Below are 13,052 nucleotides of genomic sequence, written 5' to 3'. Positions count from 1 at the left end.
TACAAAAACTCAATCAATTATTGTGCTTCTAATATTTCACGAAAAGTTTCTTCTACTGCTTGTACAAATTCATCACCGTAATTGCCATTTCCTTCAATGTTATATATGAGCATTTCTAATTCATTCGAAAAATTATGTAATAGTATGGATTCATTATCTAAAATTAATATCGAATCTTTCTTCTTTTTTATCATTTCTACTAATGCACGCCACACTTTTTTAGGAAATTGTAAATAACTATATTCGTTGTCTTCTTCAACGACATAAATAAAAGCAAGCTCGTCAGAATCCGTTAACACTTGTCCTGCTGGCTGAATTTGTATTTTGGAGTGATTTTTGTTTAAACTAAAATAAAGTTCATCATTTTCAAAACGATAATCATCAACGACATAAACGTTGCGCATTTATAACAATCCCTTCCTACCATTTCTCCTCATATTTTAACATAGCAGGAACTATTTTCGATAAAAAGGTTCAATAAAATGCATAAATGAAAGGGATAAAGTCATGAGTCAACAGTATGAAATTGAATTTAAAAACATGTTAACAAAAGAACAATATGAACAATTATTAACAGAGTTCAACATTCAAAAACATCAAATCGTTCGACAAGTTAATCACTATTTTGATACAGAAAATTGGCACTTGAGGAAATTTTCCAGTGCTCTACGCATTCGAGAACAAAAAGGAAAATATTTTTGTACTTTAAAAGAGAAAACGGCAAAACATATTCATCTTGAAACAACGGACATATTAACACAACAACAAAGGGATGATATGCTTTCTGGCAAGGGATTTTGGGCACCTTCTGTCAAGGAAAGATTACTGCGATTGCAAGTGCCTATTGAAGATTTACGCCCCTTTGGAACATTGACAACAGATCGGGCTGAGGTGCCATATGAGGGGGGAATTCTTGTTTTTGACCATTCCTTCTATTTGCACTGCGATGATTATGAGGTAGAATATGAAACAAATAACCCGACAGTAGGGGAGAAACGGTTTTTATCTTTTTTACAAGAACGAAATATCGATATACAAATAGCTGACAAAAAAATCGCCCGATTTATGAAAGCTGTCCAAGAGAAAGGAGTACAGTAAATGGATGCAACAATGATGAAAACCATATTAGAAATTGACGCATTGCGTTCCCTAAATAGCTCTTCTATCAATGCAACGACTGAGGAAGGTTTATTTGCAGAAATGCTAGAAGAAATATTGGCTACTACCCAAAATAGCGATAATCCAGAAAAAGCCCTACTTGAAGCGATTGAACACTTTTCTTATAAAAACGGACTAAATGATGATGCAAAAGATTATATTTCAAAATTCATATTATCTAGCCCAAATCCGTACATAACAACATCCTATTCTCAATCTAACGCTTCCGAATCAGAAGCAAATATCGATTCAGCAACGCACGGAGATTATCGTGAAATTATTCAAAGAGCATCTGCCAAATACGGTATTCCTGAAAAATTAATTATGGCAGTTATAAAACAAGAATCGAACTTTAATCCAAATGCAGTAAGCTCAGCTGGGGCTACCGGGCTTATGCAATTGATGCCAGGTACCGCAAAATATTTAGGTGTAACGAATACGAAAGACCCTGAACAAAACATCATGGGTGGTACAAAATATTTGCGTCAAATGCTCGATCAATTTGATAATGACTTGGAACTGGCTTTAGCTGCATATAATGCAGGACCTGGTAATGTAAAAAAATATGGAGGCATTCCTCCATTTAAAGAAACTCAAAACTATGTTAAGAAAGTGTTAAATTATTATCGAACAATGTAGTTGGATAATTTCTATATTTCCCCTCAATTATCAACACTTGCTGAAAGCGATTTGTTTGAGAAAACGGTGAGTCGTTGATAGAATGAAATATAACTAATCAAGGTTTTCATAGTCGATCACAATTCGTACATGCGGGAAAAGAGTATAAAAGGAGTTTACACCTATGAATCGAAAGTATATGGTTCCTTATGAGGAAATTGGTGCTGAAAAGTTAGAAAAGCTTATTCATGCATTTTATAAACGAGTTGATGTCCATCCATTACTCCGTCCATTGTTTCCAGAAGATTTAAAAGAAACAATTCGCAAACAAATACAATTCCAAACGCAATATTTAGGTGGTCCGAATTTATATACTCAAGAACATGGTCATCCGATGATGAGAGCAAGACATATGCGCTTTAAAATCACTCCAGACCATGCTCAAGCTTGGCTGGAATGTATGAGTGAAGCGATGGATGAAGTAGGACTTGAAGGCCCATTTCGCGAACAATATTTCCAACGTCTTGTTTTAACAGCGCATCATATGATTAATACTCCGAGTGAGGATGAGGGGGGATTAGATTGAATAATATCCAGCTACTGTCAGAACCTGTCGCATCCACGAAGAGGACAAAACCAATTGAACTTTATATTTTTATTGACCCGCTTTGTCCAAATGCCTTTAAATTACAGTCAATGTTAAAAAAGCTACAATTGGAATACGAGCATTATTTCACTTGGCGATACGTACTGAGCACAGAATTACAAACTTTAAACTGTGTTACTAGACGTATCAAAGGGTGCTTAACAGGTACTGATGTGGATATTACTCATCCTGCCTTACCCTCACTTGCCATTAAAGCAGCAGAATTACAAGGTAAAAAAGCAGCAAATCGTTATATTCGAAAATTGCAGGAACATGCATTGTTGGAAACTAAAAATGTTCATTCCTATTCAGCTTTAGTAGAAATTGCGAAGGAAGCAACATTAGACCAAGAGGAATTTATTAAAGATTTCGGATCAAAAGAAGCGGTGCGTGCTTTTCAATGCGATTTATATATCACTCGCGAAATGGAAGTTGATGAAGTGCCGAGCATTGTATTCTTTAATGAATGCATTGAAGATGAAGGTCTAAAAGTAAGTGGAATGTATTCCTATGAAATATACGTTCAAATATTGCAGGAAATGTTGGATGAAGAAATCGTCAGTAAACCGTTACCAACATTCGAAGAGTTATTCCAACGTTTTCAATACTTAACAACCGATGAAGTGGCAAGCATCTATTCGATATCCATGAGCGATGCGGAAAGAGAATTGAAAAAACGGATGTTACAACAAAAAATCGAACGTGTTTCAAATGATGCTGTTACATTATGGCGTTTAAAATCCTCTTCTTTTTCACTCTAGTAATTGTGGATTAAATTTTTGATAATGATAGAATATCTAGATGCTTTTCTGAATGTAGACATGATATAGCATGTCTACGTTTTTTTTGTGGCTCTATAATATTTGGTGTTGGTGAGTATAAACCAGCACCAATTTTTTTGAACAAAAAAAATGAGACAGTGACAAAACTCTGGTAAAATGTAATCGCCAAAACACATTTTCCAAAGGAGTTGTGTCACATGTCTCACCATCATTCTATACGAAACCTACTCAATATAAAAGACAAAAATATCACATTTGATGAAAATTTTTGTTCTACCGAAACAATCAAAAAAGTAAAAGCGAAAGTCTTTCATGGGACGTTAACGTATCAACCAAAAGCTTGTTATGCTTGTGGACATGTCTTTGATGATCAAATCATTAAACACGGTTTTAAAACGTCTCTCATTAAAATGCCTAGCATTTCAGGTTTTCATACCTACTTAAAATTGCGTAAACAGCGTTATTTCTGTAAACATTGTCATTCCACGTTTACTTTAAAAACGAGCGTCGTGGCTAAAAACTGTTGTATTTCCAACAATACCAAAGTATCGATTGCTTTAAACGCCAAAGATAAAATATCCGAAAAAGATATTGCGATGAAACATCATGTTTCTCATGCCACTGTCAGTCGTGTCATTGACAGCTTTTATAGCTACTATCAACCAAATGTTCACTACCTTCCAAAGCATTTGTGTTTTGATGAGTTTAAATCAGTGAAATCCGCAGCTGGAGCGATGTCCTTTATTTTCTGCGACTCTGAAACGGGGGAGATTGTGGATATCGTGGAGGACCGGAGATTACATGTCCTCAAAGAGTATTTCTTACGGTATTCCAAGAAGGCGAGAGATGCGGTAAAAACGATTGTCATCGATATGTACAGCCCTTATATTTCCTTAATCCACGAAGTTTTCCCTAAAGCGGAAATCGTACTCGACAAATTCCATATCCTCCAACTATTTAGCAGAGCTTTAAACAAAACGCGCATCAACGTCATGAATCGGGATAAAAAGAATTACAATAAATTAAAAAAATACTGGAAGCTCCTTCTGAAAGATCAAACAAAACTTGATTATAAGAACTATAAATATCATCGTTGCTTTAAAAAGCATATGTGTGAGGTGGAGATTCTCCACTATCTCATTGATTTAGATTCTGAATTAAAAGCGTCCTATGAGTTATATCAATACGTGCAACATTGCATAAAAATCAAAGACTTTGAGCTCCTAAAGAAAACATTAGAGAATAAACAAAATATCGTTTCCAGCTATATGAAAACCGCCATCAAGACAATCAACAAATACATCAATTACGTCGAGAATACGCTAAAGTACGATTATAATAACGGCATTTTAGAGGGGATTAATAACAAAATCAAAGTGATTAAACGCATTTCTTTCGGTTATCGATCCTTCTATCACTTTAGAAACCGAATATTCATTACCCAAAACTTAGCGAAAATAAAAACAGCTTAGGGGAACCTCGAATTTCCCCTAAGCCATCCGATTACACATTACCAAATAATGTCACTAAAATTTATTCACCAACACCATTTGACAAAGAACCTTTTTTGTTTTTTTAACCAAAGCTATGTTATTAAAAGAGAAAGATTTATTACAGGTCTTTTGGTGCGAATGTATCATTGATGAGAATAAAGTAAAAGAGGCATTTGCTGCAGCAAATGCCTCCTTACACAAAGGGGATGGGAGAAATGTTCACGTTCAAACAAAGGGGTGTATGTTTGATATGTGATTTATTTCACGTTTTTAATTTATCATGGAATAATAATTTGTGCAATAAAGTTTAATGGAATTTCACAAATTCGACATAATGTAAACACTTTCATGAAACTTGCAAAAATTATTGAAAAATTAGGAACAATCAAGATAGTAAAAGCTATATATTTACTTCAAAAAACGTTCACATTCTCTAAATAAAATCGTCAAAAAAAATTATACATTAAAAACTTTTATTTCAAGAAAAAAAGCTTCAAAAGAGATTTTATTAACTCTTTTGAAGCTTTTTTACTTATTTTATTGTGTAGTTTACCGTATGAGTTATACAGTATTTCACTATTGCAATAACAGTGATTCTAATTCATTGAGTTTTTCTTCAAATACTTTGCAAGCTTGAGCGATTGGTTCTCTTGATTCCATATCTACACCAGCTTTTCGCAATACTTCAATTGGGAAATCAGAACATCCCGCTTTTAAGAAGTTGTTAATATAGCGATCTACTGCAGGACGTCCTTCTTCTAAAATTTGACGGCTTAAAGCAACTGCTGCACTTTGTCCTGTTGCATATTGATATACATAGTAATTGTAATAGAAGTGTGGTATTCTCGCCCATTCTAAGCCAATTTCTTCATCTACCGTCATTTCATCGCCAAAATATTGTTTATTTAAATCATAATAAATTTCTGTAAGATGTTCAGCAGTAAGCGCCTCACCATTTCGATCCATTTCATGAATCATATGTTCAAATTCAGCAAACATTGTTTGGCGATAAACCGTACTTCTGAAACTATCGAGCCAATGATTGAGTAAGTAAACTTTCACTTGTTTATCTTCCGTCGTTTTTAATAAATAATCGAATAAAAGCTCCTCGTTACATGTAGAAGCTACTTCCGCCACGAAAATGGAGTAATCCGCATAAGGATACGGTTGATTTTTCCGAGTATAGTAACTATGCATACTATGTCCAAATTCATGGGCTAACGTAAATAAATTATCAATATTATTTTGCCAGTTCATTAATACGTACGGATTCGTGCCGTATGTCCCTGAAGAATATGCTCCGCTTCGTTTTCCTTTATTCTCCATTACATCTACCCAGCGGCTATTTAATCCTTCTTGGACGATAGTTTGATATTCTTCCCCTAATGGAGCAAAGCTTTTCACCATAATATCTTTTGCTTTTTCATAAGGCATATCCATTTTCACTTTTTTCACAAGAGGTACGAATAAATCATACATGTGCAATTCATCCACATCGAGCACTTTTTTACGCAATGATACATAGCGGTGAAGTGCTGGTAAGTATTCGTGGATCGTTTCAATTAATTGATCATAGACCTTTCCAGGTATATGGTTACCTGCTAATGCGCGATGACGAGCAGAATCGTAGTTCCGGATTCTTGCATAAACATTATGTGATTTTACGTTGCCTGCTAATGTGGAAGCAAAAGTATTAATATACTTGCCGTACGTATCATACATCGCTTTAAAAGCATTTTTTCTTACTTCACGATCTTCACTTTCTAAAAATGTGATGTAGTTTCCATGAGTCAGTTGTACTTCTTCGCCATCTTCATTCTTGATAGTTGGAAACTCTAAATCTGCATTATTCAAAGCGCTGAAAGTAGTACCCGGAGAGCTTGTCACTTCTGAAAATTGTGCTAATATAGCTTCTTTATCGGCCGATAATACATGTGGACGCTGTAAATTTAATTCTTTAAACATTTGCTCATATAGACGCAACGGTTCGTATTCTTCTAAATATTGTTGTATTTGTTCTTCCGATAAAGTTAAAATTTCAGGAGTTAAGAAAGACCATGCCGCATTAATCTTTGCTCCTAGAGAACGTGCACGGCTTTCCATCCCTTGATATTTGCTTTTCGTCGTATCTTCATCGTGTTTCAAATGACTATATACGTATAATTTCCCGAAGCGCTCAGAAATTTTGTCGCTAAATTGCAATGTTTCATATAAACTTTTTGCGCTTTCTGTTGCTTTCCCTTTATACTTTTCTGCTTCTGAAATTAATTGCTCAATCTGTTTAAATTCTTCCTCCCATGCCTCGTCTGAAGGGAAAATTGTTGATAAATCCCAAGTCAATTCGACAGGCACTTCATCACGTGTTAATAATTTTTTTGCCATGTCAATGCCCCCGTAATGATAAATTTTTTTCACAATCCTATTTTCTCAATATTTTCCTCTTGTTGCAAGAAATTGCCTATATAGCAATTCCTCTAATTGTTCTTTTTTCACTGTGCTCATCATATCTTCCACAGACAAATCTTTGAGAAGTTCTACATATCGATTAACAACTTGAATAGCCTCACTCGTACATACCCGCTTTGACCATCGTAAAAAGTCAATTATTACTTTTTGATTGATTGCATGTACCTTAATTCCCAATAAATAAATAAAATACATTAGTTCAGTTTGCCATTCTATTGCACATACATGAAATGCTTCATTTCCGCAAATAGGAATTCCTAAAAATATTGGAAATTGATAAAGGTCTATTCGCAGCTCATAAACACTTCTCAAAAATAAATCATTTACACCTTTTCGGCTAAATAATACCCTTGATTTTAAAAATTGATTGATAAAATTACGGTATGCATTTAATACATTGGAAAATTCCTTTTCTGTAAAAGGCCTCGGTATATAAAATGGGAATTTTTGTTTTAATAGTGGGAGAGGACTAATTTTTGATAAATAACTAATTCCCTTTAAATGAATGAGGTTAGATATATACAAAAATTGCTTTGTATTTGGATTATATGTCATTAAATATTTTGCTTTCTTTTCGCTAGTAATAAATTGTTGGAGTTGATGAGGAAGGGTAATTTTTTGTAAGCCATTTCCTTTTATTTTTGGAACAGGAGTCAATGGAATCCAAATAGGTTGGATATTTTTTTGATTGTAACCGTTATTTCGCTCAAGAAATCGTTCATGCTTTATTGGACTACATTGGAATTCAATGGCATACTGATATCCATTTAAATTTATTAGCAGATCTGGCTTTTGCTTTAGTTCCGCTATATAAGGCTCTAGCAATACGGGGACTTGAAGATATCGAAAAAGTTGAAACAGCTGTTCTTTTCCTTGGAGATGTTGTATTGTTTCACCTTCAGAAAAATAAGACTCGCAATGACTTATTGAAATGTGAGCAAAGTGAGGCACTTTAACGGTTCCAATTTTCAATTGGAGTTTTTCACCGCATTGTGGGCAATAGAATTGTCTTTCTTCTCTAAGGCGTTTTAATGTTGTATGAGGAATTGTGGAATCAATCACAAATCGTTCTTGATTTTCTGTAATTGCTACAAGCACAAAACCCCCCCTTTTCACACCATTTTATGGTAGAATTTTAGGATTGACAAGAGCATACAAAAAGATATATTTTTCAAGGGGGAGATTAACTGAAATTCAAAATATTAACATAAAAAAAAGTGCCTACACCTAGGCACATTTAATTAAAGTAATGAACAATTGTTTCCAAGCAATCTTCTTCCATGATCGCTGTACCGTACTCTTTTAAACGATATATTGTCATTTTTGAACTTGTTAAATATTCATTTAAAATCGAGCGTATATTTTGACGAGTTGCACTATCATTCACACCAGCAAAATTGATGGCAATATAGTAATAATTTTCATATTTATATAAAGAAGTGTGCAAGCCGTACTCCACTAATCGATTTGCTACTGGAATAATTTCGTCGATATCCTTGAATTTATATAATGACATGTTCGCAATTCCTTCATGATTTAACACATCATCATCTTCGAAGGGATTGAACGGGTCTTTATGGTTAACTGTAGCTTCATGATGTTCATCAAAATTAGAGAACAGAGAGCTTGGATCTGAATCATTTACATTGGCACGTGTGACGATTACTTCTAAACCTTGTTCTGAAGCATTCACGTGTATCCAAATTGGGCCATCTAAATCGAAATATTCTTCTGTGTTAATTTCACCAATCATATCCCAAAATAACTCTTCGCCTTTTGCTCTGTTATACCATATTTCTTCACGGCTATAACCGCGATCCTCAATATCACGATATGTGATAAAGAGCTTTATTGTATTTTCATTTACGCGTTCGATGTCCATGAGACTTCAACTCCCTTCACAGTCATTGGTTGAAAAACCGAAAGCGTGTACTTAGTATGTTTGAATCGGAGTAAAATACACCCCAATTCTTTAGTGCCTTTCCCCTTTACTTCCTTTGGTATACAGAACAAAACGCTTAATGAATATTTATGTTTCATTCTATGATTCTATTGTATGATGAACTAATAGAAAATGAAAAGGAAAAACACCCTTCAAATAAAATTATTTGAATTATTCAAAATTGTAGATGACAATATCAATTAAATCAAGTATTAAGTGAAAAAAGGATGAATTTTCTTTATGAAGGAATTCATAATAAAAATGCAATAAAAAAAGCGTAAACAAGTCAAACAAACGTTGACTGAATTTACACTTTTTCACTACATTATATGATTAATTGACCATTTTTTGGGCTTCCATTAATTGATAAGCACGTACTTTTCGAGGTAAAAATCGACGGATTTCATCTTCATTGTAACCAACTTGCAGACGCTTCTCATCTAAAATAATTGGTCTTCGGAGTAATCCTGGATGCTCTTGGATTAATTCATATAATTTTTGTAAAGGTAAACTTTCCACATCAACGTTTAACTTTTGGAATACTTTAGAGCGTGTAGAAATAATTTCGTCAGTTCCATCCTCTGTCATTCGTAATATTTCTTTAATTTCACTAATTGTTAGCGGTTCTGAAAAAATATTTCGTTCTCTATATGGAATATCATGTTGCTCTAGCCAAGCTTTCGCTTTTCTACATGATGTACAACTAGGTGATGTAAATAATGTTACAATCATTGTTACACTTCCCTTCTATATATAAATCAAAGGCATCTATGCTTTATTATTAATTTAGAATTAATATCATTTTAAATTCTGTATCAATTATACAACATTCTTTTCCTTTTGAATATAGGATAATTGAAAAATTCACATATTCATATAATAAATTTAAAAAAAACATTCGTGAATCTTAGCTTTTTTCACAATTAACATAAAATTTCCTACTAAAGTTGTATTTTCTTCCCTCCTTTATCTTCCAATTTATTTTCTCAATTAGATCGATAACGGCAATCAAGAGTTTCTATATTTAGTGATAAAATTTCCTTACATTTTCCTACTACAATACTACCCAAATCTTTTTCATCTCATTCCAAAATGAAAAATTTTTCACGTTTGATTTTTCCTTTGAATTACTTTATAATTCACTCATAATTTACCGAATATATACATTGAACAACGATGACGAAGAGTAGTACATTTGATTTCTGCGTTTAGAGAGTCTGTGGTAGGTGCAAACAGATCGCAGAGCAAATGGAATGGACTTTCGAGTTGGCTTTACGAAAGTGAGTAGTAAAGCTCGTACGCTTCACGTTACGAAGAATCGAGAGCGGCCTTTTAAGGCAAACTGGGTGGTACCGCGGATATACATCATTCGTCCCAATACAATTTGTATTGGTCGTTTGATGTTTTTTTATGGATAAAAATAGGAGGTAGTGTTAATGAAGACTATTTTTTCAGGAGTACAACCAACTGGAGTTATTACATTGGGGAACTATATCGGAGCGTTTATGCAATTCCCTGCACTTCAAGATGAAGGAAATGCAATTTACTGTATAGTAGACCAACATGCCATTACCGTTCCACAAGATCCAAAAGAATTGCGACAAAACATTCGCATCCTTGCTGCTACATATCTTGCAACGGGCATTGATCCGAAAAAAGCAACGTTATTTATTCAATCGGAAGTACCTGCTCATACAAAAGCTGGCTGGATGTTACAATGTATTTCATCCATTGGTGAGCTCGAAAGAATGACTCAATTTAAAGATAAATCAGCAAAAGAAGGAAAAGAATTCGTTTCTGTTGGTCTATTAACTTATCCACCGTTAATGGCTGCTGATATCCTATTATATAATACGGATATCGTTCCTGTTGGAGAAGACCAAAAACAACATATTGAATTGACTCGTGATTTGGCAGAACGATTCAATAAACGATATGGTGAGGTATTTAAAATTCCAGAAATTCAATTACCAAAAGCAGGAGCTCGCATTAAGTCATTGCAAGACCCTACGAAAAAAATGAGCAAGTCCGACCCAAATACAAAAGCGACAATTCGCTTATTAGATACACCTAAAGAAATCATGAAAAAAATTAAATCAGCCGTTACAGATTCAGATGGTGTTGTCGCTTTCGACGAAGAAAAGAAACCAGGTATCTCCAACTTACTTACAATTGAAGCAGCAGTAACAAATAAATCCATTGATGAGGTTGTAAAAAAATATGAAGGCCTTGGATACGGTGCCTTTAAGGAAGGGGTTGCTACTTGCTTAATTGAACATTTAACGCCAATTCAAGAACGATTCAACGAACTTATCGATTCAGAAGAATTAGATAACATCTTAGATGAAGGTGCAGAAAAAGCCAATGCCATTGCAAACGAAACCGTTAAGAAAATGGAAATCGCGATGGGAATAGGTCGAATATTACGATAAATAATATTACTAATGATATGATCATTAAATACAATTCAGGAGAACCTAAAATATAAAAAAAGACTGCGCGCCAAGAATAACCAAGCGTCCGATAGTTTAAGTATAAAAGAAGATTGCTTACCGAAATAACGCAAATGCCATAGCTGAATAAAAACAACATAAATCGAAATATCAAGCCACCATCCTTTACTACTCTTATTATTCATCAAATTAAGTAAAAATGCGTTTAGCTTTAAGCTAAACGCATTTTACTTATCGACAATTTTTTATTCTTCTATTTTTTTGAATACAAGGCTTGCATTATGTCCACCAAATCCTAAGGAATTGCTCATAGCATATTGAATATCTGCTTTACGAGCTTCATTTGGTACATAATCAAGGTCACACTCAGGATCTGGATTATGCAAGTTAATTGTAGGTGGTAAAATTCCTTCTTTTAATGCTAATGCTGTAAAGATTGCTTCAATACCACCCGCTGCACCAAGCAAGTGACCTGTCATGGATTTTGTTGAACTCATAGCTAATTTATATGCATGGTCTCCAAAGACAGTTTTGACAGCCATTGTTTCATATAAGTCATTGTATGGTGTACTTGTTCCATGAGCATTGATATATCCTATTTCTGTAGGATCAATACCCGCATCTTCAATAGCTTGCTGGATAGCGCGGGCAGCACCTTCACCATTTGGCGCTGGAGCTGTAATATGATAAGCATCACCAGTTGCACCGTATCCAACGATTTCCGCATAAATTTTTGCACCGCGAGCTTTTGCATGTTCATACTCTTCTAATACAAGAATACCTGCACCTTCACCCATAACAAATCCATCGCGTTCTTTATCGAATGGACGGGATGCCGTAGCTGGATCTGTGTTTAGCGAAAGCGCAGTGCTTGAACAGAATCCAGCAACAGCCATTTTTACGATTGGAGCTTCCGTTCCTCCCGTAATCATGACATCTGCATCGCCGCGCTGAATCACTTTAAAAGCATCGCCAATAGAGTTTGTTCCAGAAGCACATGCAGTTACAGTACAAGCATTTGGACCTTTTGCTCCTAAATAAATCGAAACTTGCCCACTTGCCATATCTGGAATCATCATTGGAACGAAAAATGGACTTACTCGGCGGGCACCACGTTTTTGGAACACTTCAAATTGTTGTTCATACGTTTCCATCCCACCGATTCCAGAACCAATCCAAACACCAACGCGGTTAGCATTTTCTTCATTAATTACTAAATCTGCATCTTTTACTGCCATCAATGCAGAAGCAAGCGCGTAATGAGTGAAACGGTCCATCTTTCTTGCTTCTTTTCGATCAATATATTGTTCAATATCAAAATCTTTTACTTCAGCAGCAACTTTAGCTGGGAATAATTCTGCATCGACTCTTGTTAACGGCCCAATGCCGGATTTCCCTTCTTTAATTGCTGACCAGGTTTCATCTACTGTATTACCTAGTGGTGTAACAGCACCTATACCGGTAATCACTACTCTCCTTTTCATGTATCTCTAG

Annotated in this window: 13 protein-coding genes and 1 other annotated feature; of the genes, 7 read left to right on the top strand and 6 right to left on the bottom strand. The window is 34.6% G+C overall.

Annotated features, from left to right (window positions below; all coding sequences use genetic code 11):
• Positions 1–17: 17 nt before the first annotated feature.
• Positions 18–404, bottom strand: a complete 387-nt coding sequence (locus tag NST98_RS16845) for a UPF0738 family protein (RefSeq protein ID WP_339288999.1) — start codon at positions 402–404, stop codon at positions 18–20.
• Positions 405–507: 103 nt separating this feature from the next.
• Here NST98_RS16845 and NST98_RS16840 point away from each other — a divergent pair, with 103 nt between their 5' ends.
• From NST98_RS16840 to NST98_RS16815, 6 genes are all read left to right on the top strand, one after another.
• Complete coding sequence (locus NST98_RS16840; RefSeq protein WP_096550521.1) at positions 508–1,098, top strand: CYTH domain-containing protein; 591 nt, start codon at positions 508–510, stop codon at positions 1,096–1,098.
• Positions 1,099–1,797, top strand: coding sequence for a lytic transglycosylase domain-containing protein (locus NST98_RS16835; protein ID WP_340715612.1), 699 nt, complete (start codon positions 1,099–1,101; stop codon positions 1,795–1,797). It abuts the gene before it with no gap.
• 163 nt (positions 1,798–1,960) lie between these two features.
• Entirely contained in the window at positions 1,961–2,362 is a 402-nt protein-coding gene (locus NST98_RS16830) for a globin domain-containing protein (RefSeq protein WP_016838233.1), read from the top strand.
• Complete coding sequence (locus tag NST98_RS16825; RefSeq protein ID WP_016838232.1) at positions 2,359–3,183, top strand: DsbA family protein; 825 nt, start codon at positions 2,359–2,361, stop codon at positions 3,181–3,183. Before NST98_RS16830 ends, NST98_RS16825 begins: the two co-directional genes overlap by 4 nt.
• A gap of 218 nt (positions 3,184–3,401) precedes the next feature.
• The gene (locus tag NST98_RS16820) at positions 3,402–4,676 is read left to right on the top strand and encodes an ISL3 family transposase (RefSeq protein ID WP_340715611.1); all 1,275 of its coding nucleotides are present in this window, start codon (positions 3,402–3,404) and stop codon (positions 4,674–4,676) included.
• A gap of 115 nt (positions 4,677–4,791) precedes the next feature.
• Positions 4,792–4,953: a hypothetical protein gene (locus NST98_RS16815; protein WP_016838231.1), complete on the top strand. Its 162-nt coding sequence runs from the start codon at positions 4,792–4,794 to the stop codon at positions 4,951–4,953.
• 320 nt (positions 4,954–5,273) lie between these two features.
• Here NST98_RS16815 and pepF read toward each other — a convergent pair whose 3' ends face one another.
• From pepF to spxA, 4 genes are all read right to left on the bottom strand, one after another.
• A complete protein-coding gene (gene pepF / locus NST98_RS16810; RefSeq protein ID WP_340715610.1) occupies positions 5,274–7,079 on the bottom strand; it encodes an oligoendopeptidase F in 1,806 nt (601 codons plus the stop codon).
• A gap of 45 nt (positions 7,080–7,124) precedes the next feature.
• Positions 7,125–8,261, bottom strand: coding sequence for a competence protein CoiA (locus tag NST98_RS16805; protein ID WP_340715609.1), 1,137 nt, complete (start codon positions 8,259–8,261; stop codon positions 7,125–7,127).
• A 139-nt stretch (positions 8,262–8,400) separates the two neighbouring features.
• Positions 8,401–9,045 (bottom strand): adaptor protein MecA, encoded by a 645-nt coding sequence (gene mecA / locus NST98_RS16800; RefSeq protein ID WP_340715608.1) that lies wholly within the window; start codon positions 9,043–9,045, stop codon positions 8,401–8,403.
• Between the two features lie 393 nt (positions 9,046–9,438).
• The gene (gene spxA, locus NST98_RS16795; RefSeq protein ID WP_172597913.1) at positions 9,439–9,834 is read right to left on the bottom strand and encodes a transcriptional regulator SpxA; all 396 of its coding nucleotides are present in this window, start codon (positions 9,832–9,834) and stop codon (positions 9,439–9,441) included.
• 438 nt (positions 9,835–10,272) lie between these two features.
• Positions 10,273–10,485, top strand: a binding site (T-box leader).
• A 56-nt stretch (positions 10,486–10,541) separates the two neighbouring features.
• Here spxA and trpS point away from each other — a divergent pair.
• Positions 10,542–11,537 carry a tryptophan--tRNA ligase gene (gene trpS / locus NST98_RS16790; protein ID WP_340715607.1) on the top strand — a complete coding sequence of 332 codons (996 nt, stop codon included), beginning with the start codon at positions 10,542–10,544 and terminating at the stop codon, positions 11,535–11,537.
• Positions 11,538–11,803: 266 nt separating this feature from the next.
• On the opposite strand, the gene fabF is transcribed toward trpS, so the two are convergent.
• Complete coding sequence (gene fabF / locus NST98_RS16785; protein WP_096550515.1) at positions 11,804–13,042, bottom strand: beta-ketoacyl-ACP synthase II; 1,239 nt, start codon at positions 13,040–13,042, stop codon at positions 11,804–11,806.
• Positions 13,043–13,052 lie beyond the last annotated feature (10 nt).

This window comes from Ureibacillus sp. FSL W8-0352 (assembly GCF_038004345.1).
In the GTDB taxonomy this organism is placed as follows: domain Bacteria; phylum Bacillota; class Bacilli; order Bacillales_A; family Planococcaceae; genus Ureibacillus; species Ureibacillus thermosphaericus.
The sequence above is the reverse complement of the archived record's forward strand: the minus strand, read 5'-3'. Positions and strand labels throughout refer to the sequence as shown.

Bases quoted from the DNA above. Each gene is read 5' to 3' on its own strand.
- NST98_RS16820 (WP_340715611.1), top strand. From the start codon at position 3,402: ATGTCTCACCATCATTCTATACGAAACCTACTCAATATAAAAGACAAA.
- NST98_RS16845 (WP_339288999.1), bottom strand. From the start codon at position 404: ATGCGCAACGTTTATGTCGTTGATGATTATCGTTTTGAAAATGATGAA.
- trpS (WP_340715607.1), top strand. From the start codon at position 10,542: ATGAAGACTATTTTTTCAGGAGTACAACCAACTGGAGTTATTACATTG.
- NST98_RS16840 (WP_096550521.1), top strand. From the start codon at position 508: ATGAGTCAACAGTATGAAATTGAATTTAAAAACATGTTAACAAAAGAA.
- mecA (WP_340715608.1), bottom strand. From the start codon at position 9,045: ATGGACATCGAACGCGTAAATGAAAATACAATAAAGCTCTTTATCACA.
- NST98_RS16830 (WP_016838233.1), top strand. From the start codon at position 1,961: ATGAATCGAAAGTATATGGTTCCTTATGAGGAAATTGGTGCTGAAAAG.
- fabF (WP_096550515.1), bottom strand. From the start codon at position 13,042: ATGAAAAGGAGAGTAGTGATTACCGGTATAGGTGCTGTTACACCACTA.
- NST98_RS16815 (WP_016838231.1), top strand. From the start codon at position 4,792: ATGTTATTAAAAGAGAAAGATTTATTACAGGTCTTTTGGTGCGAATGT.
- NST98_RS16835 (WP_340715612.1), top strand. From the start codon at position 1,099: ATGGATGCAACAATGATGAAAACCATATTAGAAATTGACGCATTGCGT.
- pepF (WP_340715610.1), bottom strand. From the start codon at position 7,079: ATGGCAAAAAAATTATTAACACGTGATGAAGTGCCTGTCGAATTGACT.